Below are 26,394 nucleotides of genomic sequence, written 5' to 3' on the forward strand. Positions count from 1 at the left end.
TGTCTCCTTCAATCCGAATTTCGTGTCCGGTCAGACTGCTTCTGCGCCGGAGATGATTTCGATGAGTTCCTTGGTGATCTGAGCCTGACGCGTGCGGTTGTAGACCAGCGTCTGCTTGCGGATCATTTCCCCGGCGTTGCGGGTGGCGTTGTCCATCGCCGACATCTGCGCACCGTAGAACGAGGCGTTGTTCTCGAGCAGGGCGCGGAAGATCTGCACGGCGAGATTGCGCGGCAACAGGCGCGTGAGGATCTCGTCCTCTTCCGGCTCGTATTCGTACGACGTCGTGTTGGCGGCACCGCCCTCCTCGATGACCAGCGGGATGACCTGCTGGGCGGTCGGGATCTGCGCGATCACCGACTTGAATTGCGAGTAGAACAGCGTGCAGACGTCGAACTCGCCGTTGTCGAACCGCGCCAGAACCTTCTTGGCGATCTCCTCGGCGTTGACGAAACCGAGCTGGCGGACGCTGCGCAGGTCCATGTGCTCGACGATCTGCTTGTCGAACTGGCGGCGGAGCTGCTCGTAACCCTTGCGGCCGACGCAGAAGAACTTCACTTCCTTGCCCTGCGCGATCAGCGCCAGAGCGCGCTCGCGGGCGAGACGCACGATCGAGGAGTTGAAGGCGCCGGACAGGCCGCGCTCGCCGGTGCAGACCAGCAGCAGATGAACCTGGTCCCGGCCGGTGCCGGCCAGCAGCACCGGTGCGCCGGGCGAGCCGACCGCGGCGCTGGCGATGTTGGAGATCACCGCGCTCATCTTGTCGGCATAGGGACGCGCCGCTTCCGCGGCGGTCTGCGCGCGGCGCAGCTTGGAGGCCGCGACCATCTGCATGGCCTTGGTGATCTTTTGCGTCGCCTTGGTGGAGGCGATGCGGACGCGCATGTCTTTAAGTGACGCCATTCTTCGTCCCCAGCGATCAGCCTGCGGCTCGACCGCGACCCTATCCTTTCGTCATGCCCGGGCGTGTCCCGGGCATCCACGTTCTCCGTCTTCCACGCACAAGACGTGGATGGCCGGGACTTCAGTTGCGAAGACGCGCTTCGCGCTTTGGCCCGGCCATGACAGCCTTCTTATGAGAAAGACTTCGCGAAGCCCTCGACCACCGACTTCAGCTTGGCAGCGGTATCGTCGGAGAGATCGCGGCTGTCGCGAATCGCGTTGAGGATGTCGGCGTGCTTGCCGCGCAGCAGCGACAGCAGGCCGTCCTCGAACGCGCGCACCTTGTTGAGCGGGAGCGGATCGAGATAGCCGTTGGTGCCGGCCCAGATCACGCAGACCTGCTCTTCCATCTTCAGCGGCGAGAACTGCGGCTGCTTGAGCAGCTCGGTGAGGCGCGAGCCGCGGTTGAGCAGGCGCTGGGTCGAGGCGTCGAGGTCGGAGCCGAACTGCGCGAACGCCGCCATTTCGCGGTACTGCGCGAGCTCGCCCTTGATCTTGCCGGCGACCTTCTTGGTGGCCTTGGTCTGCGCCGACGAACCGACGCGCGACACCGACAGACCGACGTTCACGGCAGGACGGATGCCCTGGAAGAACAGGTCGGTTTCCAGGAAGATCTGGCCGTCGGTGATCGAGATGACGTTGGTCGGGATGTAAGCCGACACGTCGTTGGCCTGGGTTTCGATGACAGGCAGCGCCGTCAGCGAGCCCGAGCCCATGTCCTTGTTCAGCTTCGCCGCGCGCTCGAGCAGGCGGGAGTGCAGATAGAACACGTCGCCGGGATAGGCTTCGCGGCCCGGCGGGCGGCGCAGCAGCAGCGACATCTGACGGTAGGCGACGGCCTGCTTGGACAGATCGTCATAGATGATGACCGCGTGCATGCCGTTGTCGCGGAAGTACTCGCCCATGGTGCAGCCAGTAAAGGGCGCGATGTACTGCATCGGCGCCGGATCGGAGGCGGTGGCGGCGACGACGATCGAGTATTCGAGCGCGCCCTGCTCTTCCAGCACCTTCACGAACTGGGCGACGGTCGAACGCTTCTGGCCGACCGCGACGTAGACGCAGTACAGCTTGATGTTCTCGTCCGGCTGCGCGTTGAGCGGCTTCTGGTTCAGGATGGTGTCGAGCGCGATCGCGGTCTTGCCGGTCTGGCGGTCGCCGATGATCAGCTCGCGCTGGCCGCGGCCGATCGGGATCAGGGCGTCGATGGCCTTGAGGCCGGTCGCCATCGGCTCGTTCACCGATTTGCGCGGAATGATGCCGGGCGCCTTGACGTCGACGCGCATGCGCTTGTCGGCCTGGATCGGGCCCTTGCCGTCGATGGGGTTGCCGAGCGCGTCGACCACGCGGCCAAGCAGGCCCTTGCCGACCGGCGCGTCCACGATGGCGCGGGTGCGCTTGACGGTCTGGCCTTCCTTGATCTCGCGGTCGGCACCGAAAATAACGACACCGACGTTGTCGGTTTCGAGGTTCAGCGCCATGCCGCGGGTGCCGTTCTCGAACTCGACCATTTCACCGGCCTGGACGTTGTCCAGACCGTAGACGCGGGCGATACCGTCGCCGACGGACAGCACCTGTCCGACTTCGGAGACTTCAGCTTCCTGGCCGAAATTCTTGATCTGGTCCTTGAGGATCGCGGAAATTTCCGCGGCGCGGATGTCCATCAGCCTGCCTCTTTCATCGCGTGCTTGATCGAATTGAGTTTGGTGCGAAGCGAACCATCCACCATGCGGCTGCCCAGCTTGACGACGAGGCCACCGATGATCGAGGGATCGACTTTCACGTTCAGCGCGACGTCCTTGCCGGTCACCGACTTCAGGGCAACCTTGAGGGCATCGAGATTCTTGTCAGAGAGCGCCTCCGCCACCGTGACGTCAGCCGTCGTCTCGCCCTTGAACCGGGCCACGAGGGCGCGGTAGGCGCGGCTGACGTCGGCCACCGCGAACAGGCGGCGGTTGGCGGTCAGCACTTTCAGAAAGTTGGCGGTGATGCCGGCGATACCCGCCTTGTCCAGCACGGCCGAAAGGGCCTTGGACTGGGCGTCGGCGGCGAACACCGGGCTGCGGACGAGGCGCTTGAGATCAGCGCTTTCGTTCAGCAAGGCATCGAATTTATCAAGATCGGCTTTGACCTCGTCGACCACGTTCTGGTCGCGGGCCAGCTCGAACAAGGCCGTTGCATAACGGCCGGACACACCTGAAACGGACGTATCTTCTGCAGCCACAGACGCGCTCTTTTTGCTGTCAAACTCGCAAGGGAAAAACCGTCGCCACGAAGCGGCGCCTAGCGATCCAAGCCCTTGGAATTCAAGCGGGACTTCGATTTCCGACCAGCACGGGAGGTGCCGGGCTCGTTAAAATCGCGGCTTTGCTAACATAGCAGGTGCGCAGGTGCAACATGACGCCAAACTAAAGGCATGAAGTTCTGTCGCCAGTTCGTCGCAGCCTCGCAACACATTGCGCGGGGGAGGGCCGACCGAGGCGGCGACCTGCCACGTCACGGAATTCAGCGCCGGCCGTGCCGCGACACCTTCCATTGGTTCCTGCCCCCAGCGCATAGCGGCCATGAACACGGATCGCTGGGACGTGAATCCGTTCCCACCGGTTCCACCCGCCGAATACTTATCGAATTCTAAACGCTAGGGGCGATGACTTCGCTTTACAGTATTCGCAAGTAATATAGAGGTTAATAAATCGTTAAAGGCGAAGATTACGGAACATCGGCTGAATATCACGCGACGGTAACAAGATATTTCAAGACGACACATAGCGGATTTACTGCCCAATTCACGCCTCATTGGGAATCGAAACGCCGAATCGCTCACAAACTGATGGGGGCTCCACTTGCCACACATGTGGCAATACTAGCTTAGGGACCATTAAATGCTGTCTTTGAAGACGCTGGGCTTTGCGACCCGGCCGCGTACGGCGATTGCTTTCGTCGCCGCAACTCTCCTCGTCGGTGGAACTGCCACCGAAGCTTCCGCCAAATCCCGGCATCACCGGCATCACCACCGCCACCACGCCCAGACCGAGGCCAACGCGACCTCCGATTGGCGCAATGCCAATGCGTCGATGACGCCGACCTCCGGCACGGGCCGCAGCTTCTCCGGCATCGCGTCCTTTTACGGCAATGAGTCCGGCAGCAAGACCGCCTCGGGCCAGCGCTTCAACCAGAACGCCATGACCGCGGCGCACCGTTCGCTGCCCTTCGGCACCAAGCTGCGCGTCACCCATGGCAGCCAGAGCGTCATCGTCACCATCAACGACCGCGGCCCGTTCATTCGCGGGCGTGTGCTCGACCTCTCCACGGGTGCCGCCCGCGCCATTGGCCTCACCAGTCGCGGCGTTGGCCGCGTCACCGCGGAAGTCGTCTCCTAAAGGCGCGATCCGCGCCTGATCGAGCGCGCAGTTTTCATCAGTTTGCTGCGCACGTGAAACAAGCCCGCGGTCTTGGGGGACCGCGGGCTTTTTTTGTTTTGTCATTCCGGGGCGCGCGGAGCGCGAACCCGGAATCCATTCATCCACAAACTCTGCCGCCCGATGGATTCCGGGCTCGCGCTACGCGCGCCCCGGAATGACAGTAGAGGGTATGGCTGCGGTGGCCCTACAAAAAGCTCTGCGGATCGACGTCGACTTCCAGCTTCAGATTGCCTGTCGGCTTCGGGCAGACCGCGAGCCAGTTGCGTAAGTAGTCCGACAGGTCGAAACCGCGCGCCGATTTCACCAGGATGCGGAAGCGGTAGCGGCCCTTGATGACGGCGAGCGGGGCTTCGGCCGGGCCGAGCACGACGACGCGCTCGTCGCGCGGCGCCAGCGCGACGAGCTTGCGGCCGAAGCCTTCGGCGCCCGGGCGATCGCCGGCAGAGATGATGAGGCTGGCGAGCCGGCCGAACGGCGGATAGAGCGTCTTTTCGCGCAGCTCGATCTCGCTGTCGTAGAAGGCCTCGCGGTCGCAGGCGATCAGCGCCCGCATCACGGGATGGTCGGGCTGATGGGTCTGGAGATAGCCGACGCCGCGGCCCTGCTCGCGCCCGGCGCGGCCGATCACCTGGTTGAGCAATTGCCAGGTACGCTCGGCCGCACGCGGATCGCCGTTGGAAAGGCCAAGATCGGCATCGACGACGCCGACCAGATTGAGCCGCGGGAAGTTGTGCCCTTTGGCCACGAGCTGCGTGCCGATGATGATGTCGACGCGGCCCTCCGCGATCTCGGCGAGCTCGCTTCGCATCGTCTCGATCGAGGTGATGAGATCGCTCGACAGCACCATGGTGCGCGCTTGCGGGAACAACGCGGCCGCCTCCTCCTGCAGGCGCTCCACGCCGGGGCCAACCGCGACCAGCGATTCCTCGGCCGAACAGTTCGGGCAGACATGCGGGCGCGGCATCGAGAAGCCGCAATGATGGCAGACGAGGCGCTGGCGGAAACGATGATCGACCAGCCAGGCATCGCAGATGGTGCAGGCGAAGCGATGGCCGCAGGCACGGCACAGCGTCAGCGGCGCATAGCCGCGGCGGTTGAGGAACAACAGCGCCTGCTCGCGCCGCTCGATCGCGGTTCTGATCTCGCCGGCAAGCCGCGGCGAGATGAAGCGGCCGCGCGCGGGCGGCTCGCGGCGCAAATCGATGGCCTCGATATGCGGCATGTGCTGGCCGCCGAAGCGCGAGGGCAGCGCGATGCGCTTATAGCGGCTCTTGCGCGCATTGACCTCGGATTCGACCGACGGCGTCGCGGAGGCCAGCACGACCGGGATTTTTGCGATATGCCCGCGCACCACCGCCATGTCGCGGGCGTGGTAATGCACGCCGTCGTCCTGCTTGTAGGCCTGATCGTGCTCCTCATCGACGACGATGAGGCCAAGATTGGCGTAAGGGAGAAACAGCGCCGAACGCGCGCCGACCACGACCGGCGCCGAACCTTCGGAGATCGCGGCCCAATTGCGCGCGCGGGTGCGCGGGGTGAGCTCGGAATGCCATTCGATCGGCCGCACGCCAAAACGCTGCGCGAAGCGATCGAGGAACTGGCCGGTCAGCGCGATCTCCGGCATCAGGATCAGCGCCTGCTTGCCGCGGCGGATCACCTCGGCGACCGCTTCGAAATAGACCTCGGTCTTGCCCGAGCCGGTGACGCCATCGAGCAGCGCGACATGGAAGGTGCCATTGGCCGCGAGTGCGCGCATCGCATCCACACCGGCACGCTGCAGCGGCGAAAAATCCGGCCGGCCGAATTCCGGATCGGGTGCCGGCGGCGGTGGCGGCGGCGGCATCGGCTCCACCGTGAGCGTGCCTTCATCGACGAGGCCGTCGATCACGCCCGAGGAGACGCCGGCCTCCTTGGCCGTCTCGGACTTGCCGTGCAGCAGCCGGTCCGACAGCAGCGCGATGACACGCTGACGCGCCGGTGTCAGACGCTTTGGCGGATCGCCGGTCAGGCGCACGCCGGCACGCACCCGCTCCGGACCGAGATTTTCGCCCATGCGCAGGCACATGCGCAGCACCATGCCGCGCGGGCTCAGCGTGTAGTTTGCGACCCAGTCCACCACCGAGCGCAGCTCCGGCTTGAGCGGCGGGATGTCGAGCTTCTCGCTGACCTCCTTGAGGCGGTTATGCAGGCGCGGGTCGGGATTGGCGTTCTCGCCCCAGACCACGGCCAGCACCTCGCGCGGACCGAGCGGCACACTGATGAGATCGCCCGCCTTCAGCTCCATGCCGCGCGGCACCTTGTAGGAATAGGTCTGGTCGAGCGCGACCGGCACCAGCACGTCGACCATGCGGGTGGCGGGGGCGGTGGTGTTGCGCGGCGATTGGTCCATGAGCTTTGGAATCGGAACCTTGAGGCCTTGAGGCTAGCGCCGCGCGGCGGCCTTAGCGAACGATAAACGAGTGTGATGCGATATACTGTGCGGAATCACCACGTCCAGAGCGCATGAGCAAAGCGGTCGCCCCACACATCGAGCTCGCCAGCGCCGATCCCTCGATCGCGCAGGAGATGGCGCGCTGGCTGGCGCATCTCGGCGCCGAGCGGCGGCTGTCGCCGAAGACGCTGGAGGCCTACGGCCGCGATCTGCGGCAATGCCTGGATTTCCTCTGTGCCCATTGGGGCGAGCGGGTGACGCTGGAGCGGTTTGCAGCGCTGGAAGCCACCGACGTGCGCGCCTTCATGGCGATGCGCCGCGCCGACGACATCGCCGGCCGCAGCCTGATGCGCGCCCTGGCGGGCCTGCGCTCGTTCGGACGTTTTCTGGAGCGTGAGGGCAAGGGCAAGGTCGGTGCATTGTCGGCGATCCGCGCGCCGAAGGTCGCCAAGAGCCTGCCGAAGCCGCTGCCGATGGCCTCGGCCAAACGTCTGGCCGATGCCGACGAGCGCGCCGGCGAGGAGCGCGAGACCTGGATCCTTGCACGCGACGCCGCGGTGATGGCGCTGCTCTATGGCTCGGGCCTGCGCATCTCCGAGGCGCTGGGTCTCAAGCGCCGCGAGGTGCCGAAGCCCGGCGAAGGCGACGTGCTGGTCGTGACAGGCAAAGGCAACAAGACCCGCATGGTGCCGGTGCTGCAGAACGTGCTCGCGCTGGTGCAGGAATATCTTGCGATGTGCCCCTATCCGCTGCCGGCGGAAGGACCGATCTTCGTCGGCGCGCGCGGCGGCCCCTTGAGCCCGCGCATCATCCAGCTCGCGATGGAGCGGCTGCGCGGCGCGCTCGGGCTGCCCGACAGCGCCACGCCGCACGCGCTGCGGCATTCCTTCGCCACGCATCTGCTCTCGCGCGGCGGCGATCTGCGCGCCATCCAGGAATTGCTCGGCCATTCCTCGCTCTCGACGACGCAGGTCTATACCGGCATCGATTCCGAGCGGCTGCTCGAGGTGTATGCCAGCGCCCATCCGCGGCGCTGACACACTCTCGTCATAGCTCGCGTGCCTCTTGCACAGCGCCCACGGTTCGGTCAAATCGTGGGAACCGGCACAGGAGGGACATTATATGGGCGCACATGAAAGCATGGAGCATGCCGAGCACGCCGAACACGCGTCCGGCTCGAACAAGAAGATCGCTCTTCTGATCGCCGTGCTGGCGCTGTTCCTGGCGATCTCGGAGACGCTCGGCAAGGGTGCCCAGACCGAATCGATCAGCAAGAACGTCGAGGCCGCCAATCTCTGGGCATTCTTCCAAGCCAAGAGCATCCGCCGCACCGTGGTGGTGACCGCGGCGGAACAGGGCAAGCTGACACTGGCCGCCGCGGCCGAGGCGCAGAAGCCCGCCGTGCAGAAGCAGATCGACGACTGGACCAAGACCGCGCAGCGCTACCGCTCCGAGCCCGAGACCGGCGAAGGCACCGAGCAGCTTGCGGACAAGGCCAAGCACGCCGAGCACGCCCGCGACGAGGCGACCGCGAAGTACCACCATTTCGAGCTGGCCTCGGCCGCCTTCCAGATCGGCATCGTGCTGGCGTCCGCCACCATCATCACCGGCATGATCGCGCTCGCCTATGTCGGCGGCGCGCTGACGATCGCCGGCCTGTTCATGACCGCGCTCGGCCTGTGGTGGCCACATCTGCTGCATTTGCATTGAGGTGTTGAGGCCGGGTTCTCACCGCGTCATTGCGAGGAGCCCTTGCGACGAAGCAATCCAGACTGCCTCCGGGGAAAGATACTGGATTGCTTCGCTGCGCTCGCAATGACGGAGGATAGAGCGGGGACGCCTGTCCCGGATTGCGCTGCGCTCCATCCGGGCTACGGACCGTCCTTGTGGTGGCGAAGCTCACCGCGCCTGGTGCACGCTCTTCCTGAAGCGCTGGATCATACGCAGCGTGCGGTAGGACCAGCCCTCGCCGTTGCCGGCGATCAGCTCGCGGATGCGGCGCTTGATCGGGTCGACCAGCTCGGCGGCCTTGGCGCGCACCCTCAGCACCAGGGCGTAGATCCGCTCGAACCAGCGCATCTCCAGCAGCTTGGCGCGCGTGACGTCGAACACGAAGGCGGTGACGCCGACGCCGACGAGCTTTCCGAACACGATCGTGAAGAATGCGCCGGTCCAGTATTCATGCGCGAGCAGCCACAGCCCGACCAGCTTGAGCGGAAACAGCGGGACGACGGGCACCGCAAACACGAGCAGCGTCATGGCCGGCGAGAGCGCATCGACGCGCTCCGTCAGCCAATGCTTGAAGCGCGCCAGCGGGATGGCTGCGACGATCCTGGCGACGATCGGCTCGAGATGATCCCACAGCCAGGCTTCGATCAGGAAGATGATCGCAAGCAGGACCCAGACCGGTTGAAGAAGGCGGCGCAGCATGTGTTTCCCGCCCGGTTCGGCGCTGGGTGCGTCGTTACATATGGATGGCTCGCTTGCCGACCGCAAGCGCGGCTTCCTTGACGGCCTCCGAGCGCGTCGGATGGGCGTGGCAGGTGCGCGCGAGATCTTCCGCACTGCCGCCGAATTCCATGAGAACACACGCTTCATGGATCATTTCGCCGGCTTCGCGGCCGATAATGTGCACGCCGAGCACGCGATCGGTCTTCGCATCCGCGAGAATCTTCACAAAGCCGTCGGTGGTCTGGTTGACCTTGGAGCGGCCGTTGGCGGTGAACGGAAACTTTCCGACCGTGTAAGCCACGCCCGCCTGCTTGAGTTCCTCCTCGGTCTTGCCGACGGAGGACACTTCCGGCGTGGTATACACGACGCCGGGGATCACATCGTAATTCACGTGGCCGGCTTGGCCTGCGATGATCTCGGCGACCGCGACGCCCTCGTCCTCGGCCTTGTGCGCGAGCATGGGGCCTGCGACGACATCGCCGATGGCATAGACGCCCTTCAGGCTGGTGGCGAAATGCGAATCGATCTGCACCCGGCCGCGCGCGTCCAGCGCGACACCGGCTTCCTTGAGGCCGAGACCGTCGGTGTAGGGCACGCGGCCGATGCAGACGAGCACGACGTCGGCTTCGATGGTCTCGGCGGCACCGCCGGAAGCCGGTTCGATTTTCGCAAGCAATGCCTTGCTGTTCATCTCGACGCCGGTCACCTTCGAGCCCAGCTTGAATGCAAATCCCTGCTTTTCAAGGATGCGCTGGAATTGCTTGGCGATCTCGCCGTCCATGCCGGGCAGGATGCGATCGAGGAATTCAACCACCATGACTTCGGATCCGAGCCGGCGCCACACGGAGCCGAGTTCGAGCCCGATCACGCCGGCGCCAATGACCAGCAATCTGCCTGGCACCTTCTCCAGCGACAGCGCGCCGGTCGAGGACACGATGCGCTTCTCGTCGATCTCGATGCCCTTCAGGCGCGCGATGTCGGAGCCGGTGGCGATCACGATGTTCTTGGTCTCGACCACCTGCGACTTGCCGTCGGCGGAGACCTCGACCTTGCCGGTGCCGAGGATCTTGCCGGTGCCCTTGAGCACGTCGATCTTGTTCTTCTTCATCAGGAACTCGACGCCCTTGACGTTGCCGTCGATGCCCTGCTGCTTGAAGTTCATCATCGCGGGCAGATCGAGCTTCGGCGCGGAAACGCTGACGCCCATCTTGGCGAAGGAATGGCCGGCTTCCTCGAACATTTCGGAGGCGTGCAGCAGCGCCTTCGACGGCATGCAGCCGACATTGAGGCAGGTGCCGCCGAGGGTCGCGTTCTTTTCGACCACGGCGACCTTCATGCCGAGCTGGCTCGCGCGTACCGCGCAGACATAACCGCCCGGTCCGGTGCCGATGACGACGAGATCGTAGGTAGCCATGAGAGAAAGTCCCGTAAGGTTAGGCGTGGTGAGGATGTGTCAGCGCCCGCGCGGCGCGTCAGCGTCCGCCGGACACATCGAGAATGGCTGAGGTGACGTAGGAGGCCTCGTCCGAGATCAGCCAGACGATGGCATTGGCGATTTCATCGGCAGTGCCGACGCGCTTCATCGGCACCAGATGGGCCAGGCGATGGGCGCGGTCGGGCTCGCCGCCGGCGGCGTGGATGTCGGTGTCGATCAGGCCGGGACGGATCGCGGCGACGCGGATGCCCTCGCCCGCGACCTCATAGCCGAGGCCGACGGTGAAGGAATCGACCGCGCCCTTGGACGCGGCATAGTCGACATAGGTGTTGGGTGCGCCGAGCCGCGCTGCGACGGACGACAGGTTGACGATGACGCCGCCCGTGCCGCCGTGCTTGGTCGACATCCGCTTCACCGCCTCGCGCGCGCAGAGGATGGAGCCGGTGACGTTGACGGCCATCACGCGCTGGATGCGCTCGGCCGACATCTCGTCGACGCGCACGCCGCTCTTGCCGACGATGCCGCCATTGTTGACGAGCGCCCCGAGCGTGCCGAACCTGTCGGCCTCCTCGAACAGATTGAGGATGTCGCTTTCCTCGGCGACATCGCATTTCACAGCGATGGCCTTGCCGTTGCTGGCCGCGATCTGCGCGACCACCTCGTCGGCCGCCTGCTTGTTGCTGGCATAGCCAACCACGACGCGAAAACCGCGCGCGGCCGCCGCAAGCGCGGTCGCCCGCCCGATGCCGCGGCTGCCGCCGGTGATGACAACGACTTTATCCGTCACATCAATCCCCACGAGTTCGAGCGCACTACGACGTCCTGCCCTCAAGAGCCGCCAAGCGATCAAGCACGGACTTGTCCGTCAAGCTGATCAAATGGAACAGAATGAAGGGCGTGAGAAACGGGATCAGGCACAAGGCCGCGAAGCCGACCCCCTTACCTTTCCTGCGACTAATCGGAATCGCAAAGAAGAAAAAGATAAGGGTGGTCAGCAGGAGCGGCACCATGGAGATGAGCGCATGCGCGAGCGACGGCTCCCCCATCGTCGCCTCCCTTAGAGGTCCAGCACCAGGCGCGCCGGATCTTCCAGGCTCTCCTTGACGCGGACCAGGAAGGTGACGGCTTCCTTGCCGTCGATGACGCGGTGATCGTAGGACAGCGCCAGATACATCATCGGGCGGACCTCGATCTTGCCGCCGACGACCATCGGCCGCTCCTGGATCTTGTGCATGCCGAGGATGCCGGACTGCGGCGCGTTCAGGATCGGGGTCGACATCAGCGAGCCGTAGATGCCGCCATTGGTGATGGTGAAGGTGCCGCCCTGCATCTCGTCGATCTTGAGCTGGCCGTCACGGGCGCGGCGGCCGAAATCGGCGATGCTCTTCTCGATGTCGGAGATCGACTTGTGGTCGCAGTCGCGCACCACAGGCACGACCAGGCCCTTGTCGGTGCCGACGGCAACGCCGATGTGGTAGTAGTTCTTGTAGATCAGGTCGCTGCCGTCGATCTCGGCGTTGACGGCCGGGATGTCCTTCAGCGCCTGCACGACGGCCTTGGTGAAGAAGCCCATGAAGCCGAGCTTGGCGCCGTGCTTCTTCTCGAACGCGTCCTTGTAGTGTGCGCGCAGCGCCATGACGTTGGTCATGTCGACCTCGTTGAAGGTCGTGAGCATGGCCGCGGTGTTCTGCACGTCCTTGAGCCGGCGCGCGATGGTCTGGCGCAGCCGGGTCATCTTGACGCGCTCTTCGCGGGCGGCGTCATCGGCCGGCGACGGCGCGCGGACCTGCACGGCAGCGGCGGGCTGGTTGACCGGCGTCGGCGCCGAGGCGGCGCGCTCGATCGCGGCCAGCATGTCGCCCTTGGTGACGCGGCCGTCCTTGCCGGAGCCCGGCACGGTCGAGGCGTCGATGCCGGTCTCGGCCGACAGTTTGCGCACGGACGGCGCGAGCGGCGCATCGGCCGGCGGCGCCTTCGCGGCAGCGGGAGCCGGCGCGGGAGCGGCGGCAGCAGCTGCAGGCGCCGCAGCCTTGGCCGGCGCGGCGGCGGGCTTGGCTGCGCCGGCACCATCGGTGATCTGACCGAGCAGCGCGCCCACGGCAACGGTCGCACCATCGGCAGCGATGATCTCGCTCAGCGTGCCGGCGGTCGGCGCGGGGACTTCGATGGTGACCTTGTCGGTCTCGAGCTCCACCAAGGGCTCGTCGACGGCGACGGGGTCGCCGGCCTTCTTGAACCAGCGGCCGATGGTGGCCTCGGTGACGGATTCGCCGAGCGTCGGCACACGAATTTCAGTCATGGTCTCTTCCTCAAGGGATCGCAGGTAGCGGTCATGAATTCATACGTCATTGCCCGCGAAGACGGGCAATCCAGTACGCCGTGACTTTCGTGATCAGAACGAAAGCCGCGGAGTACTGGATGCCCCGCCTTCGCGGGGCATGACAGAGTCCTAAAAAAACTTCTCAGCTCAGTGCTTCGTCCAGGAACGCCTTCAGCTGAGCCTGATGCTTGGACATCAGACCCGTTGCGGTCGCGGCGGAAGCGGCGCGGCCGACATAACGCGGACGCCGGCTCGCGCCGTTCACCTGGTTCAGCACCCATTCCAGATAGGGCTCGATGAAGTGCCAGGCACCCATGTTGCGGGGCTCTTCCTGGCACCACACCATCTCGGCCTTCTTGAAGCGCGACAGCTCGGCCACCAGCGCCTTCAGCGGCACCGGATAGAGCTGCTCGACGCGCATCAGGTAGATGTCGTCGATGCCGCGCTTCTCGCGCTCCTCGTAGAGGTCGTAATAGACCTTGCCGGAGCACAGCACGATGCGGCGGATCTTCTCGTCGGGGACGAGCTTGATGGCCTCGTTCGGCAGCATCTGGGCGTCATCGTAGAGGATGCGGTGGAAGGTCGTGCCCTTCGCGAGTTCGTCGAGACGCGACACCGCCCGCTTGTGACGCAGCAGCGACTTCGGCGTCATCATGATCAGCGGCTTGCGGATCTCGCGATGCAGCTGCCGGCGCAGCACGTGGAAGTAGTTCGCCGGCGTGGTCGGATAGACCACCTGCATGTTGTCTTCCGCGCACATCTGCAAGTAACGCTCGAGTCGCGCCGAGGAGTGCTCCGGCCCCTGGCCCTCATAGCCGTGCGGCAACAGGCAGACCAGACCGGACATGCGCAGCCATTTGCGCTCGCCCGAGGAGATGAACTGGTCGAACACGACCTGCGCGCCGTTGGCGAAGTCGCCGAACTGGGCTTCCCACAGCGTCAGCGTGTTCGGCTCGGCGAGCGAATAGCCGTATTCGAAACCGAGCACGGCTTCTTCCGACAGCAGCGAGTTGATGACCTCGTAATGGCCCTGCTCGTGGCCGAGATGGTTGAACGGCGTGTAGCGGCTCTCGTCCTCCTGATCGATCAGGACCGAATGGCGCTGCGAGAAGGTGCCGCGTTCCGAATCCTGTCCGGACAGGCGGACGTGGTGGTTTTCGTTGAGCAGCGAGCAGAACGCCAGCGCCTCGCCGGTCGCCCAGTCGATGCCGTTGCCGCTCTCGATCGCCTTGGCGCGGTTATCGAGGAAGCGCTGAATGGTGCGGTGAACGCGGAAACCGTCCGGCACCTTGGTGATCTTGCGACCGATGTCCTTCAGCGTGGCGATGTCGACGCCGGTGACGCCGCGCCGCGCATCCTCTTCCTGGTCGGCGATCTTGAAGCCCGCCCACTTGCCGTCGAGCCAGTCGGCCTTGTTCGGCTTGTAGGAGGTGCCGGCCTCGAACTCGGCATCGAGCCGGGCGCGCCAGTCCGCCTTCAGCTTGTCGACCTCGCCCTCGGTGACGACGCCTTCCGCGATCAGGCGCTTGGAGTAGAGCGTCAGCGTCGAGGGATGGGCGGCGATCCGCTTGTACATCACCGGCTGGGTGAAGGCCGGCTCATCGCCCTCATTGTGGCCGTAGCGGCGGTAGCACCACATGTCGATGACGACGGGCTTGTGGAACTTCTGCCGGAATTCGGTCGCGACCTTGGCCGCGAACACGACGGCTTCCGGATCGTCGCCGTTGACGTGGAAGATCGGCGCATCGATCATCTTCGCCACATCCGACGGATAGGGCGAGGAGCGCGAGTAGCGCGGATAGGTGGTGAAGCCGATCTGGTTGTTGACGATGAAGTGCACGGAGCCGCCGGTGCGGTAGCCCTTCAGGTCGGACAGGCCGAAGCATTCAGCAACCACGCCCTGGCCGGCGAAGGCGGCGTCGCCGTGCATCAGGAGCGGCATCACCGAGATGCGCATATCAGGGGGATCGCCGTGCTGGTCCTGCTTGGCGCGGACCTTGCCGAGCACGACGGGATCGACGATCTCGAGATGCGAGGGGTTGGCCGTCAGCGACAGGTGGATGCGGTTGCCGTCGAACTCGCGGTCCGAGGAGGCGCCGAGGTGATACTTGACGTCGCCGGAGCCTTCGACCGCGTCGGGATTGGCCGAGCCGCCCTTGAACTCGTGGAATAGTGCGCGATGGGCCTTGCCCAACACCTGGGTCAGCACGTTGAGGCGGCCGCGATGCGGCATGCCGAGCACGATTTCCTTCACGCCGAGATTGCCGCCGCGCTTGATGATCTGCTCGAGCGCGGGGATCAGGGCTTCACCGCCGTCGAGGCCGAAGCGCTTGGTGCCGGTGAACTTGGTGTCGCAGAACTTTTCGAAACCCTCGGCTTCGATCAGCTTCTGCAGGATGGCCCTGCGGCCTTCGCGCGTGAACGAGATCTCCTTGTCGGGTCCCTCGATGCGCTCCTGGATCCAGGCCTTCTGCGCCGCGTTGCTGATGTGCATGAACTCGACGCCGAGCGTCTGGCAGTAGGTGCGCTCGCAGATCGCGGTGATCTCGCGCAACGTGCCGTATTCGAGGCCGAGCACGTGATCGAGGAAGATCTTGCGGTCGAAATCGGCCTCGCTGAAGCCGTAGGTGCGCGGATCGAGCTCTTCGCGGTTACGCTGGGCTTCGATGCCGAGCGGATCGAGCTTGGCGTGGAAGTGGCCGCGCATGCGGTAGGAGCGGATCAGCATCAGGGCGCGGACGGAATCGCGCGTCGCCTGAAGCAGGTCGGCGGAGGAGATGTCGGCCCCCTTGGCCTGCGCCTTGGCGGCGATCTTGCCACTGACCGTCTTCTCGACCTCGGCCCAGTTGCCGTCGAGGGCGGAGGTCAGATCGTCCTTCGGGGTCAGCGGCCAGTTGTCGCGCTCCCAGGACGGGCCTTCCGCGTTCTTGCTGATGTCAGCCGGCGCGTCGTTCAGGCTCTTGAAGAACTCCTGCCACTCGGCATCGACCGAGGACGGGTCCTTCTGGTAGCGGGCGTAGATTTCGTCGATGTAGGTGGCGTTGGTGCCCTGCAAAAAGGATGACAGGGCAAAGGCTGCGTTCGCGTCTTGGCGAGACATACTTGAGTTCCTGGCGATTTCGATTCGCGCATAACAAACGGCGCTGGCGCCGAGCTCCCCCGACAGGGCTCGACGCGACAGGCACCCTTTACCCTATTTGCTGCGAAACTTCGCCCGGAAAAGCACGAAGAACTGAATTAGCCTTTCAACTTTTCGGCAAGCGTGTGGCCGAGGCGGGCGGGCGACGGGGACACTGTAATTCCTGCGGATTTCATCGCCTCGGTCTTGGAACCGGCATCGCCCTTGCCGCCGGAGATGATGGCGCCGGCATGACCCATGCGGCGGCCGGGAGGGGCGGTGACGCCGGCGATGAAGCCGACCATCGGCTTCTTGCGGCCGCGCTTGGCCTCGTCCTTGAGGAACTGGGCGGCGTCCTCCTCGGCGGAACCGCCGATCTCGCCGATCATGATGATCGATTCGGTCTTGGGGTCGGCGAGCAGCATCTCCAGCACGTCGATGAACTCGGTGCCCTTGACCGGGTCGCCGCCGATGCCGACCGCGGTGGTCTGGCCGAGGCCTTCCTGGGAGGTCTGGAACACGGCTTCATAGGTCAGCGTGCCCGAGCGGGAGACGATGCCGACCGAGCCGGTCTTGAAGATGTTGGCGGGCATGATGCCGATCTTGCACTCGCCGGCGGTCATGACGCCCGGGCAGTTCGGCCCGATCAGGCGCGACTTGGAGCCGAGCAGCGAGCGCTTGACGCGGACCATGTCGATCACAGGAATGCCCTCGGTGATGCAGACGATCAGCGGGACCTCGGCGTCGATGGCTTCGCAGATCGCGTCGGCTGCGCCCGGCGGCGGCACGTAGATCACCGAAGCGTCGGCGCCGGTCTTCTCACGCGCCTCGCGCACGGTGTCGAACACCGGCAGGCCCAGATGCGTCGAGCCGCCTTTGCCCGGCGAGGTGCCGCCGACCATCTTGGTGCCGTAGGCGATCGCGGCCTCCGAGTGGAAGGTGCCGTTCTTGCCGGTGAAGCCCTGGCAGATGACCTTGGTGTTCTTGTCGATCAGGATGGACATGAGGTCTGCTTTCGCGAAACTAACAGAGTGAGTGGGTCAGTGGATGCGGCGGTAGACGCCGGTGAGGACGTCGGACCAGCCTTCCGCGTCCGGCGAGAATTGAATCTTCAACGAGTAGGAATCCTCATTGATGATCTCGTAGACGTGGCGCGCATTGCCGCGGAGCGAACCGCGCACCAGCGTCAGGGTCTTGCCGGCCCAGCCGCCCGAGGCGGGCGATGGCGGCGTATAGCCGAGCGAATCGTACCAGAACAATTTGTAGGTCCGGTCGTCGCGGTCGAAGGTGAAGATGCCGTGGGTGGCGAAGACCTGCTTGCCGTCGCGCATCTGGATCGAGTCCTGGATCAGATAGAACCCGTTGAGATCCATGCGCGCGACGGTGCGCGAGGTCGCCGGCCCGCCCGCCGTCCAGCGCGACGGGAAGACCATCTCCTCACCATCCCATTCGCCGGCGAACGCGGCGAGGCGCGCATGCTCGGGGAGCGGAGATGATGCGGCGAGATGGTCCTGGGCCATGGCGCTAGCCTCCCTTGACGGCCTTCACGATCTTCTGCGCGGCGTCGTCGAGATTGTCGGCGGGCACCACGTTCAGTCCGGATTCACGGATGATCTTCTTGCCGAGCTCGACGTTGGTGCCTTCGAGACGGACCACCAGCGGCACGCTGAGGCCGACCTCGCGAACCGCAGCCGTGACGCCCTCGGCGATCACGTCGCACTTCATGATGCCGCCGAAGATGTTGACCAGGATGCCCTTCACGTTGGGATCGGCGGTGATGATCTTGAACGCGGCCGCGACCTTCTCCTTGCTGGCGCTGCCGCCGACGTCGAGGAAGTTGGCCGGCGCCATGCCGTAGAGCTTGATGATGTCCATCGTCGCCATGGCGAGACCGGCGCCGTTGACCATGCAGCCGATATTGCCGTCGAGCGTGACGTAGTTGAGATCGTATTTCGACGCCTCGATTTCCTTGGCGTCTTCCTCGGTCAGATCGCGCAACGACACCGCGATCTCGGGATGGCGGAACAGGGCGTTGTCGTCGAAGGACACCTTGGCATCGAGCACGCGGAGCTCGCCCTGCTTGGTCACGACCAGCGGATTGATCTCCAGCATCGACATGTCCTTGGCGACGAAGGCCGCGTAGAGCTGCGCGGTGAGCTTCTCGGCCTGCTTGGCGAGGTCGCCGGACAGATTCAGCGCCTTCGCGACCGTGCGGCCGTGATGGCCCATGATGCCGGTCGCCGGATCGACCGAGAAGGTCACGATCTTCTCCGGCGTGTTGTGCGCGACGTCCTCGATGTTGACGCCGCCTTCGGTCGACACCACGAAGGAGACGCGCGAGGTCTCGCGGTCGACCAGGATCGAGAGGTAGAATTCCTTGTCGATGTCGGAGCCGTCCTCGATGTAGAGGCGGTTGACCTGCTTGCCGGCAGGTCCCGTCTGCACGGTGACCAGCGTCGCGCCCAGCATCTGCTTGGCGAATTCGTTGACCTCTTCCACCGACTTGGCGATGCGGACGCCGCCTTTGTCGCCGGCGGATGCTTCCTTGAACTTACCCTTGCCGCGCCCGCCGGCATGGATCTGGCTCTTCACCACCCAGACCGGGCCGGGAAGCTGTCTTGCGGCGGCGTCGGAGTCCGAGGCCTTGAGAACCGCTACGCCGCGCGAAATCGGAACGCCGAATTCATGCAGCAGCGCTTTGGCCTGATATTCATGGATATTCATATGGTCGCTCCCTGAACCCGCGGGCGGTGACCTCATGGGCCCACCTCAGTCTTGTGGCTGGCATACCATATACCACAGGAACTGCAACCCGGATTCTTTGACAATCGAGATCTGCCGAGACCGGAACCCCACCCCGGTAGCCGGGGTCCGGAAGTGAAACCGCCGAAGACCGGGTTTCGATCTTCGGCGGGTATTGCTTTGCCTTAGCGGCCGAGAAGATCGGGTGCGATCTTCTTGCAGGCATCGACCAAGCCCTGCACGGCACCGACCGACTTGTCAAACGCCTCGCGGTCCTTGCCGGCGAGTTCGATCTCGACCACGCGCTCGACGCCCTTGGCGCCGATCACGACGGGCACGCCGACATACATGTCCTTCACGCTGTACTCGCCGTTGAGATAGGCGGCGCAGGGCAGCACGCGCTTCTTGTCCTTCAGATAGCTCTCGGCCATCGCGATCGCGGAGGCGGCAGGGGCGTAGAAGGCCGAGCCGGTCTTGAGCAGGTTGACAATCTCGGCGCCGCCGTTGCGGGTGCGGTCGACGATCTCGTCGAGGCGCGCCTGTGAGGTCCAGCCCATCTTGACGAGGTCGGGCAGCGGGATGCCGGCGACGGTGGAGTACTTCACCAGCGGCACCATGGTGTCGCCGTGGCCGCCGAGCACGAAGGCGGTGACGTCCTCGACCGAGACGTTGAACTCGTCGGCGAGGAAGTAGCGGAAGCGGGCCGAATCCAGCACGCCAGCCATGCCGACGACCTTCTTGTGCGGCAGGCCCGAAGCCTTCTGCAGGGCCCAGACCATGGCATCGAGCGGGTTGGTGATGCAGATGACGAAGGCGTCGGGGGCGTACTTCTTGATGCCGGCGCCGACCTGCTCCATGACCTTGAGGTTGATGGAGAGGAGGTCGTCGCGGCTCATGCCGGGCTTGCGCGGCACGCCGGCGGTGACGATGCAGACCTTGGCGTTGTCGAGCGCCTCATAGGAGTTCGCGCCGGTGTAGTGGGCGTCGAAGCCGTCGACCGGCGAGGACTGCGCGATGTCGAGCGCCTTGCCCTGCGGCACGCCCTCGGCGATGTCGAACATCACGACGTCGCCCAGTTCTTTCAGGCCGATGAGGTGAGCCAGCGTTCCGCCGATCTGGCCGGAGCCAATCAAAGCAATCTTGTCGCGCGCCATGTGAACCTGTCCTTTAGACACGTAAGGAGGGGAAACTGAGACGGGTGGTTATCCCTTTCGTCTCCCCCGTTCAAGTCGCCCAATGCCCAATTGTCGGGCTTGCCGAGATAGCAGCCAGCATACCCCGGCCGTCATTCCGGGGCGCGCGAAGCGCGAGCCCGGAATCCATAACCACCATCCGGAGTATGGATTCCGGGCTCGTCGCTTTGCGACGCCCCGGAATGACGGCGGGGATAGGACTTAAGTCTCGACCAAGCCCTTGGTCGAGCCGCTAGCGGTGGAATCCTTGCGGCCGTGAGGCAGCGCCAGATAGGATTCCGAGCTCATTTCGATCAGGCGCGAGGCGGTCCGGTTGAACTCCATGGCCTCGGTGCCATCGGTCGCGAGGTAGAGCGAGATCGGATTGGCGTCGGCCGAGGCCATCAGCTTCACGGCGTTGTCATAGAGCGTATCGATCAGGGTGATGAAGCGCTTGGCCGCGTTGCGCTGGGAGAGGTCCATCACTGGAATATGGTCGACCAGGAGGGTGTGATAGTCGTGCGCCAGCCTGAGGTAGTCGGATGCACCGAGCGGCTGCTCGCAGAGGTCGGCGAAGGAGAATCGCGCCACGCCATGGGCCGAGCACGGCACGTGCAGAATGCGGCCCTTGATCGAAATGTCACGCGAGCGGCATTTGGCGCCGCCCGTCATCCGCTTCCAGGCCCGATCGAGCGCGGCGTCCGCATCGCCATCGGCCGGTGTCAGCCACATCGGCACGCCCTGCAGCTTCTCCAGGCGGAAGTCGGTGCGCGCATCGAGCCGCGCGACGTCCATGTGGTCGCTGATCTGCTTGATGAAGGGCAGGAACAGCGAGCGGTTCAGGCCACCCTTGTAGAGATCGTCGGGCGCGACGTTGGAGGTCGCGACCACGACGGTGCCGAGCTCGAACAATTTGGCGAACAGGCGGCCCAGGATCATCGCGTCCGCGATGTCGGTGACGTGGAATTCGTCGAAGCAGAGCAGCCAGCTCTCCTCGAAGATCGCATTGGCCGTCAGAGCGATGACGTCGCTGTCGGCGATCTCGCCGCGCGCGATGCTCTGGCGATAATCGTAGATGCGCTCGTGCACGTCCGCCATGAACTCGTGGAAATGCGCGCGGCGCTTATGCTCGACCGATGAGTGCTGGAAGAACAGGTCCATCAGCATGGTCTTGCCGCGGCCGACCTCGCCGTGGATGTAAAGCCCGCGCGGCGCCTCGTCCTTGTCACCAGAGCTGAACAGGCGGCTGAGCAGGCCCTGCTTGCGGGTGGGCTTGTAGGTCGAAAGCCGCAGGTCCAGCGCCGCATAGGCCTCGGCGACCTCGGCCTGCGCGGGATCCGGCTCGATCGCGCCGGACGCGATCTCGGCCTGATAGGCCTCGCGGAATGAGGGATTTGGGGTGGAGAGCATGGCTCTTTACCGCCAGAGACGGACGGAAATTGCAAGCCGTGAAATGGGGTCAGAGGTATGCGCGTTTCTTCTCCCTCGCCCCGTTCTTACGGGGGCGCGACGAGCTTCGCTCGCGCTGGGAGGGTCGGGGTGAGGGGCTCTATCCGCGTATGAGATCCATCGAAAGACCTGTCCCCCCTCACCCGGATCGCGAGAGCGATCCGACCTCTCCCCGCAAGCGGGGAGAGGTTAAGAAAGAAATTACTCACACAGCTCGTAGGCATCCTCGACCACATACGGGCCGCCGCCGGTGGACGCGCGCGAGGAGAACAGCACGAAGCGTTCGGCCATGAACGCCTTGCTCGGGAAATAGCCGCGCAGCGAGAGATAATCGGCGACGTCGCGGTCGGAGGCATCGTGCAGCCTCGCAAGCGTGACGTGCGGAATGAACTTGCGTCCCTCCGGGTCGAGGCCGATCCGCTGCATCATGCGCTCGAGCTCGGCCTGCAATTCCATCAGCGGCTTGCTCGGCGCAATCGTGGCGACCACCGCGCGGGGCTTGCGGCCGCCGAAGCTGGTGAGCCCCTGCACCTTCACCTCGAACGGCTTGCGGTCGACGCGAAACAGCATCGAAGCGATCTCGTTGGCGGAAGCCCCGTCAATGTCGCCGATGAAGCGCAGGGTGACGTGATAATTTTCGGGATCGATCCAGCGGGCGCCGGGGAGGCCACCTCTCAAGTTGGAAAGCGACTGGCCAATTTCGGCCGGAATTTCCAGACCCGTGAACAAACGCGGCATCGTTTCGCACTCCCGATGCTTGGGTACGGTGCTCGAACAGCGAGAACCATATCCAAATTAGAGCCGGCGACGAATCACCGGTACCCTGATTCCTATCGCAGTTGTGTGACTCTGCGAAGCACACCGCGCCTCACCCCGGTAAAACCCTGGGAATTAGGGTTAGCGCTGCCTGGTTTTCAACGCCGTTGCTCAGCGATCGTGCCAATGAATGCCTCCACCATGGGCATGATCCTGCCGACGATGATGTCGACGCCTTCAGCGGTCGGATGAATGCCGTCGGCCTGGTTGAGCTTGGCCTCGGCCGCGACGCCTTCGAGGAAGAACGGATAGAGCGGCACGTCGAATGTCTTCGCCAGATCCGGATAAATCGAATTGAAGCGCGCGGCGTATTCGGCGCCGTAATTCGGCGGCGCCAGCATGCCGCAGAGCATGACCGCAATCTTTCGCGCCTTGAGCCGCTGGACGATGTCGGTCAGCGCGGCGCGCGCCACGTCGGGATCGATGCCGCGCAGCGCGTCATTGGCGCCGAGCTCGACGATGACACCGTCAGTTCCATCGGGCACCGACCAGTCGAGCCGGTCGCGGCCGCCCGAGGTGGTGTCGCCGGACACCCCGGCATTGGTCATGTCGACCTCTATGCCTTTGGCCCGCAAGGCTTTTTGAAGCTTTTGGGGGAACGCCTCCTGGGCCGGAAGGCCAAGGCCCGCGCTTAGGGAATCGCCGAGGACGACCAGCTTGACCGGTTTTGTCGCACCCGCCCAAGCGGGGTTCGCCATCGTCATGACGGCGAGCATCAACACGGCTATGTGCATGAACAATCCGTAACGCCTCTCGACCCCGCGTGCGGACTTGCCATATGACCGGACCATGGACACTCGCATCGACCCCTCTTCGCTCGCCGCTACCGCGGACACCATCGCCATCTCCAACGTCAACCTCTCATTGGGCACGGGCGCGGCACGCGTTCACATCCTCAAGGATATCAGCCTGCGGGTCGGCCGGAGCGAGACGATCGGACTGATCGGCCCGTCAGGCTCGGGCAAATCCACGCTACTGATGGTTATGGCGGGGCTGGAACGTCCTGATAGCGGAGAGGTGGTGGTGAATGGCACGCCTTTCAATGCCCTCGACGAGGACGCGCTGGCGCGCTTCCGCGGCCGCCAGGTCGGCATCGTCTTCCAGTCCTTTCACCTGATCCCGACCATGACGGCGCTGGAGAACGTTGCTGTGCCGCTCGAACTTGCCGGCAATCCCGATGCCGCCAAGCGCGCGGCAGAGGAGCTGCAATCGGTCGGGCTCGGTGACCGCCTGCATCATTATCCGACCCAGCTCTCCGGCGGCGAGCAGCAGCGCGTCGCGCTCGCCCGCGCGCTGGCGCCGGATCCCGCGATCCTGGTCGCTGACGAGCCGACCGGCAATCTCGACGAAGCAACCGGTAAGCAGATCGTCGATCTGCTGTTCAGCAAGCATGCCGAGCGCGGCATGACCTTGGTGCTGGTGACGCACGATTCCTCGCTCGCGCATCGCTGCGATCGCGTCATCCGCCTGCGTTCCGGGCGCATCGACACGCAGTCTGCGCCCGCATGAGCGCCGCGGCCGAATCGTTCCCGAAGCCCAACGCCGTCGCGCTGTCGCTGCGCTACGCCTTGCGTGAATTGCGCGGCGGCCTGCGCGGCTTCTACGTCTTCATCGCCTGCATCGCGCTCGGCGTGATGGCGATTGCCGGCGTCGGCTCGGTGTCCGCGAGCCTGAGCGACGGTCTCGCGCGCGAAGGCCGCACGCTGCTTGGCGGCGACGTCTCTTTCGTGCTGTTCCAGCGCGAGGCCAAGCCGGAAGAGGTCGCGTTCCTGCGTTCGCGCGGCACGCTGTCGGCGGCTGCGACCTTGCGCGGCATGGCGCGTTCGGCTGACGGCAAGCTGGCGCTGGTCGAGATGAAGGCGGTCGATAACACCTATCCGATGCTCGGCAAGTTGAAGCTTGCGCCGCAGCTGGAGATGTCCGATCTGCTCGCGGAACGCGACGGCGCGTTCGGTGCCGCCGCCGATCCGACGCTGCTGGCGCGGCTCTCGCTCAAGACCGGCGACCGCGTCACGATCGGGTCCGCAACGTTCCAGATCCGCTCCACCGTCGAGGCCGAGCCCGACAAGCTGGCCGGCGGCATCGGCTTCGGGCCGCGCTTTCTGATCAGCGAGGCGGCCTTGCGCGCCACCGGCCTGATCCAGCCCGGCAGCCTGGTGCGCTGGGTCTACCGGGTCAAGCTGCCGGAGGCTGCTAACAACGAGCGCGCCACCGAAGCCTTCATCGCGGATGCGCGCAGCGCCGCGCCGCAGGCCGGCTGGGAGATCCGCAGCCGCTCCAACGCCTCGCCGCAGCTCGAGCGCAACATCAACCGCTTCACGCAGTTCCTGACGCTGGTCGGCCTTGCCGCGCTGCTGGTCGGCGGCGTCGGCGTCGCCAATGCCGTCAAGAGTCACATCGACCGCAAGCTCGAGGTGATCGCTGCCTTCAAGGCCGTCGGGGCCACCGGCCGGGACGTGTTCGGCATCTACCTGGCGCAAGTGGTCCTGCTGGCCGCGATCGGGTCCGTGATCGGCCTGGCGCTCGGCGCCGCGATGCCCTTTGCGATCGTTGGCCTGTTCGGCAAGCTGTTGCCGCTGCCGGTGGTGCCGGCCGTGCACACCGACGAGCTCGCGCTGTCCTTCCTCTACGGCCTCCTCACCGCGCTCGCCTTCGGCCTGTGGCCGCTCGCGCGCGTGCACGACGTGCCGGTGGCCGCGCTGTTCCGCGACACCATCAGCTCCGAATGGCACCGGCCACGCGCGAGCTATCTCGTGTTCATGGCCGTCGTGATCGCACTCCTCATCGCGGTCGTGATCGGCCTGTCGTTCGACAGGCGCATCGCCGCGGTGTTCGTGGCCTCCTCAGTGGTCGTGTTCGCCTTGCTGCGCGGCATCGCCGCCCTGCTGATGACGATCGCACGACGGCTGCCACGGACGCGGCTGCCGATGCTGCGGCTTGCGATCGCCAACATCCACCGGCCGGGCGCGCTGACGCCGTCCGTCGTGCTGTCGCTGGGCCTAGGGCTCGCCGTGCTCGTCACCATCACCCAGATCGACGGCAATCTGCGCCGGCAGTTCCTGGCGGCGCTCCCCGACCAGGCGCCATCGTTCTTCTTCATCGACATTCCGAGCGCGCAGGCCGAGCAGTTCGATGGCTATCTGCGCCAGATCGCCCCCGGCGCCAGGATCGAGGACGTGCCGATGCTGCGCGGACGCATCGTCGCCGCGCGCGGGGTGCGCGCCGAGGAGCTCAAGCCGACCACGGATTCCGAATGGGTGCTGCAGAGCGATCGCGGCCTGACCTACACCGCCGAGCTGCCGAAGGGCTCCAAGGTGGTCGAGGGCGAATGGTGGCGCGCCGATTATTCTGGCCCGCCGCTGGTCTCGTTGGAGAAGAAGATTGCCGACGGGCTCGGCCTCAAGCTCGGCGACGAGGTCGTGGTCAACGTGCTCGGCCGCGACATTCCGGCCAAGATCAGCAATTTGCGCACGATCGACTGGCAAGGTCTCGGCATCAATTTCGTCCTGGTGTTCTCGCCCAACGCCTTCAAGGGCGCGCCGCACACCCATATCGCGACGCTGACAGAAGCGGGCGGAAAGGCGGCGGGCGACGGCAAGATCATCAAGGAGGTCGCCGACGCCTATCCGATGGTGACGAGCGTGCGCGTGCGCGAGGTGATGGAGACGGTCGGCTCCGTGGTGACCAATCTGGCCCTGGCGATCCGCGGCGCCAGCGCCGTGACGCTGATCTCGGCGATCCTGGTGCTGGGTGGGGCGCTCGCCGCCGGCCACCGCCACCGGGTCTACGACGCGGTGATCCTGAAGACCCTGGGCGCGACGCGGCTGCGGCTGCTCGGCGCCTATGCCCTCGAATACCTCCTGATCGGCCTTGCCACCGCGGTGTTCGGGGTGATCGCGGGCAGCATCGCGGCCTGGCTGATCGTGACGCGGCTGATGACGCTGAGCTTCGTCTGGCAGGCCGGCAGCGCCGCCGGCGTGGTCGCCGCCGCGCTGGTCGTCACCGTCGGGCTCGGGCTTGCCGGCACGCTGCTGGCATTGAACAAAAAGCCCGCGACGGTGTTGCGAAATTTGTGACAAAATGTAGCGGCGGATCGGGC

22 protein-coding genes are annotated in these 26,394 nt (G+C 65.1%); 5 read left to right on the forward strand and 17 right to left on the reverse strand.

The features are described from left to right. Nucleotides 1–30: 30 nt before the first annotated feature. The 3 genes from I6F16_RS33530 to I6F16_RS33540 form a co-directional block, all read right to left on the reverse strand. Nucleotides 31–903: a F0F1 ATP synthase subunit gamma gene (locus tag I6F16_RS33530; RefSeq protein ID WP_036024640.1), complete on the reverse strand. Its 873-nt coding sequence runs from the start codon at nt 901–903 to the stop codon at nt 31–33. Nucleotides 904–1,073: 170 nt separating this feature from the next. Beyond that, nucleotides 1,074–2,603 (reverse strand): F0F1 ATP synthase subunit alpha, encoded by a 1,530-nt coding sequence (gene atpA, locus I6F16_RS33535; RefSeq protein ID WP_057026554.1) that lies wholly within the window; start codon nt 2,601–2,603, stop codon nt 1,074–1,076. After that, nucleotides 2,603–3,163 carry a F0F1 ATP synthase subunit delta gene (locus tag I6F16_RS33540; protein WP_109141817.1) on the reverse strand — a complete coding sequence of 187 codons (561 nt, stop codon included), beginning with the start codon at nt 3,161–3,163 and terminating at the stop codon, nt 2,603–2,605. The genes atpA and I6F16_RS33540 overlap by 1 nt, the downstream gene beginning before the upstream one ends. Nucleotides 3,164–3,821: 658 nt before the next feature. Between I6F16_RS33540 and I6F16_RS33545 the strand changes: the two genes are divergently transcribed. Next, a complete protein-coding gene (locus tag I6F16_RS33545; RefSeq protein ID WP_225145392.1) occupies nt 3,822–4,319 on the forward strand; it encodes a septal ring lytic transglycosylase RlpA family protein in 498 nt (165 codons plus the stop codon). Nucleotides 4,320–4,545: 226 nt separating this feature from the next. Here the strand turns inward: I6F16_RS33545 and I6F16_RS33550 are convergent, their stop codons facing one another. After that, nucleotides 4,546–6,750, reverse strand: coding sequence for a primosomal protein N' (locus I6F16_RS33550; RefSeq protein WP_225174308.1), 2,205 nt, complete (start codon nt 6,748–6,750; stop codon nt 4,546–4,548). 113 nt (nt 6,751–6,863) lie between these two features. Here I6F16_RS33550 and I6F16_RS33555 point away from each other — a divergent pair, with 113 nt between their 5' ends. Together I6F16_RS33555 and I6F16_RS33560 are read left to right on the forward strand one after the other, a co-directional pair. After that, nucleotides 6,864–7,829, forward strand: coding sequence for a tyrosine recombinase XerC (locus tag I6F16_RS33555; RefSeq protein ID WP_225174309.1), 966 nt, complete (start codon nt 6,864–6,866; stop codon nt 7,827–7,829). A gap of 85 nt (nt 7,830–7,914) precedes the next feature. Continuing rightward, a complete protein-coding gene (locus I6F16_RS33560; RefSeq protein ID WP_036008765.1) occupies nt 7,915–8,502 on the forward strand; it encodes a DUF4337 domain-containing protein in 588 nt (195 codons plus the stop codon). Between the two features lie 189 nt (nt 8,503–8,691). Here the strand turns inward: I6F16_RS33560 and I6F16_RS33565 are convergent, their stop codons facing one another. The 13 genes from I6F16_RS33565 to I6F16_RS33625 all read right to left on the reverse strand — a co-directional run bounded on the left by I6F16_RS33565 (nt 8,692) and on the right by I6F16_RS33625 (nt 23,029). Further along, nucleotides 8,692–9,222 (reverse strand): hypothetical protein, encoded by a 531-nt coding sequence (locus tag I6F16_RS33565; RefSeq protein WP_225114551.1) that lies wholly within the window; start codon nt 9,220–9,222, stop codon nt 8,692–8,694. 34 nt (nt 9,223–9,256) lie between these two features. After that, the gene (gene lpdA, locus I6F16_RS33570) at nt 9,257–10,657 is read right to left on the reverse strand and encodes a dihydrolipoyl dehydrogenase (RefSeq protein ID WP_225174310.1); all 1,401 of its coding nucleotides are present in this window, start codon (nt 10,655–10,657) and stop codon (nt 9,257–9,259) included. A gap of 58 nt (nt 10,658–10,715) precedes the next feature. Next, nucleotides 10,716–11,465, reverse strand: coding sequence for an SDR family oxidoreductase (locus tag I6F16_RS33575; RefSeq protein WP_225174311.1), 750 nt, complete (start codon nt 11,463–11,465; stop codon nt 10,716–10,718). 25 nt (nt 11,466–11,490) lie between these two features. Beyond that, nucleotides 11,491–11,724 carry a hypothetical protein gene (locus tag I6F16_RS33580; RefSeq protein ID WP_036024626.1) on the reverse strand — a complete coding sequence of 78 codons (234 nt, stop codon included), beginning with the start codon at nt 11,722–11,724 and terminating at the stop codon, nt 11,491–11,493. Nucleotides 11,725–11,735: 11 nt separating this feature from the next. Then, the gene (gene odhB / locus I6F16_RS33585) at nt 11,736–12,977 is read right to left on the reverse strand and encodes a 2-oxoglutarate dehydrogenase complex dihydrolipoyllysine-residue succinyltransferase (RefSeq protein WP_225148676.1); all 1,242 of its coding nucleotides are present in this window, start codon (nt 12,975–12,977) and stop codon (nt 11,736–11,738) included. A 163-nt stretch (nt 12,978–13,140) separates the two neighbouring features. Next, nucleotides 13,141–16,098, reverse strand: a complete 2,958-nt coding sequence (locus I6F16_RS33590; protein WP_036008777.1) for a 2-oxoglutarate dehydrogenase E1 component — start codon at nt 16,096–16,098, stop codon at nt 13,141–13,143. A 137-nt stretch (nt 16,099–16,235) separates the two neighbouring features. Continuing rightward, entirely contained in the window at nt 16,236–17,120 is an 885-nt protein-coding gene (gene sucD, locus I6F16_RS33595) for a succinate--CoA ligase subunit alpha (protein ID WP_036008780.1), read from the reverse strand. Nucleotides 17,121–17,156: 36 nt separating this feature from the next. Then, nucleotides 17,157–17,636 (reverse strand): DUF1579 family protein, encoded by a 480-nt coding sequence (locus I6F16_RS33600; protein WP_036008783.1) that lies wholly within the window; start codon nt 17,634–17,636, stop codon nt 17,157–17,159. 4 nt (nt 17,637–17,640) lie between these two features. Next, nucleotides 17,641–18,840 carry an ADP-forming succinate--CoA ligase subunit beta gene (sucC, locus tag I6F16_RS33605; RefSeq protein ID WP_036008785.1) on the reverse strand — a complete coding sequence of 400 codons (1,200 nt, stop codon included), beginning with the start codon at nt 18,838–18,840 and terminating at the stop codon, nt 17,641–17,643. Nucleotides 18,841–19,043: 203 nt separating this feature from the next. Then, entirely contained in the window at nt 19,044–20,012 is a 969-nt protein-coding gene (mdh, locus tag I6F16_RS33610; protein ID WP_025032846.1) for a malate dehydrogenase, read from the reverse strand. 240 nt (nt 20,013–20,252) lie between these two features. After that, nucleotides 20,253–21,440: a cell division protein ZapE gene (gene zapE, locus I6F16_RS33615; RefSeq protein WP_036008788.1), complete on the reverse strand. Its 1,188-nt coding sequence runs from the start codon at nt 21,438–21,440 to the stop codon at nt 20,253–20,255. A gap of 240 nt (nt 21,441–21,680) precedes the next feature. Then, the gene (thpR, locus tag I6F16_RS33620) at nt 21,681–22,217 is read right to left on the reverse strand and encodes an RNA 2',3'-cyclic phosphodiesterase (protein WP_027572985.1); all 537 of its coding nucleotides are present in this window, start codon (nt 22,215–22,217) and stop codon (nt 21,681–21,683) included. 176 nt (nt 22,218–22,393) lie between these two features. Next, nucleotides 22,394–23,029, reverse strand: a complete 636-nt coding sequence (locus tag I6F16_RS33625; protein WP_036008792.1) for an arylesterase — start codon at nt 23,027–23,029, stop codon at nt 22,394–22,396. Nucleotides 23,030–23,084: 55 nt separating this feature from the next. On the opposite strand from I6F16_RS33625, the gene I6F16_RS33630 reads away from it, so the two are divergent. Together I6F16_RS33630 and I6F16_RS33635 are read left to right on the forward strand one after the other, a co-directional pair. Beyond that, nucleotides 23,085–23,804 carry an ABC transporter ATP-binding protein gene (locus I6F16_RS33630; RefSeq protein WP_057026565.1) on the forward strand — a complete coding sequence of 240 codons (720 nt, stop codon included), beginning with the start codon at nt 23,085–23,087 and terminating at the stop codon, nt 23,802–23,804. Beyond that, entirely contained in the window at nt 23,801–26,371 is a 2,571-nt protein-coding gene (locus I6F16_RS33635) for an FtsX-like permease family protein (RefSeq protein WP_225114546.1), read from the forward strand. Before I6F16_RS33630 ends, I6F16_RS33635 begins: the two co-directional genes overlap by 4 nt. Nucleotides 26,372–26,394 lie beyond the last annotated feature (23 nt).

The organism is Bradyrhizobium sp. IC4060 (genome assembly GCF_020193715.1).
GTDB lineage: Bacteria > Pseudomonadota > Alphaproteobacteria > Rhizobiales > Xanthobacteraceae > Bradyrhizobium > Bradyrhizobium yuanmingense.

Coding starts and splice junctions, on each gene's coding strand:
- I6F16_RS33590 (WP_036008777.1), bottom strand. CDS start 16,098: ATGTCTCGCCAAGACGCGAACGCAGCCTTTGCCCTGTCATCCTTTTTG.
- sucD (WP_036008780.1), bottom strand. CDS start 17,120: ATGTCCATCCTGATCGACAAGAACACCAAGGTCATCTGCCAGGGCTTC.
- I6F16_RS33550 (WP_225174308.1), bottom strand. CDS start 6,750: ATGGACCAATCGCCGCGCAACACCACCGCCCCCGCCACCCGCATGGTC.
- lpdA (WP_225174310.1), bottom strand. CDS start 10,657: ATGGCTACCTACGATCTCGTCGTCATCGGCACCGGACCGGGCGGTTAT.
- odhB (WP_225148676.1), bottom strand. CDS start 12,977: ATGACTGAAATTCGTGTGCCGACGCTCGGCGAATCCGTCACCGAGGCC.
- I6F16_RS33555 (WP_225174309.1), top strand. CDS start 6,864: ATGAGCAAAGCGGTCGCCCCACACATCGAGCTCGCCAGCGCCGATCCC.
- atpA (WP_057026554.1), bottom strand. CDS start 2,603: ATGGACATCCGCGCCGCGGAAATTTCCGCGATCCTCAAGGACCAGATC.
- I6F16_RS33580 (WP_036024626.1), bottom strand. CDS start 11,724: ATGGGGGAGCCGTCGCTCGCGCATGCGCTCATCTCCATGGTGCCGCTC.
- I6F16_RS33560 (WP_036008765.1), top strand. CDS start 7,915: ATGGGCGCACATGAAAGCATGGAGCATGCCGAGCACGCCGAACACGCG.
- I6F16_RS33530 (WP_036024640.1), bottom strand. CDS start 903: ATGGCGTCACTTAAAGACATGCGCGTCCGCATCGCCTCCACCAAGGCG.
- I6F16_RS33625 (WP_036008792.1), bottom strand. CDS start 23,029: ATGCACATAGCCGTGTTGATGCTCGCCGTCATGACGATGGCGAACCCC.
- I6F16_RS33600 (WP_036008783.1), bottom strand. CDS start 17,636: ATGGCCCAGGACCATCTCGCCGCATCATCTCCGCTCCCCGAGCATGCG.
- sucC (WP_036008785.1), bottom strand. CDS start 18,840: ATGAATATCCATGAATATCAGGCCAAAGCGCTGCTGCATGAATTCGGC.
- I6F16_RS33565 (WP_225114551.1), bottom strand. CDS start 9,222: ATGCTGCGCCGCCTTCTTCAACCGGTCTGGGTCCTGCTTGCGATCATC.
- I6F16_RS33635 (WP_225114546.1), top strand. CDS start 23,801: ATGAGCGCCGCGGCCGAATCGTTCCCGAAGCCCAACGCCGTCGCGCTG.
- I6F16_RS33630 (WP_057026565.1), top strand. CDS start 23,085: ATGGACACTCGCATCGACCCCTCTTCGCTCGCCGCTACCGCGGACACC.
- I6F16_RS33545 (WP_225145392.1), top strand. CDS start 3,822: ATGCTGTCTTTGAAGACGCTGGGCTTTGCGACCCGGCCGCGTACGGCG.
- thpR (WP_027572985.1), bottom strand. CDS start 22,217: ATGCCGCGTTTGTTCACGGGTCTGGAAATTCCGGCCGAAATTGGCCAG.
- mdh (WP_025032846.1), bottom strand. CDS start 20,012: ATGGCGCGCGACAAGATTGCTTTGATTGGCTCCGGCCAGATCGGCGGA.
- zapE (WP_036008788.1), bottom strand. CDS start 21,440: ATGCTCTCCACCCCAAATCCCTCATTCCGCGAGGCCTATCAGGCCGAG.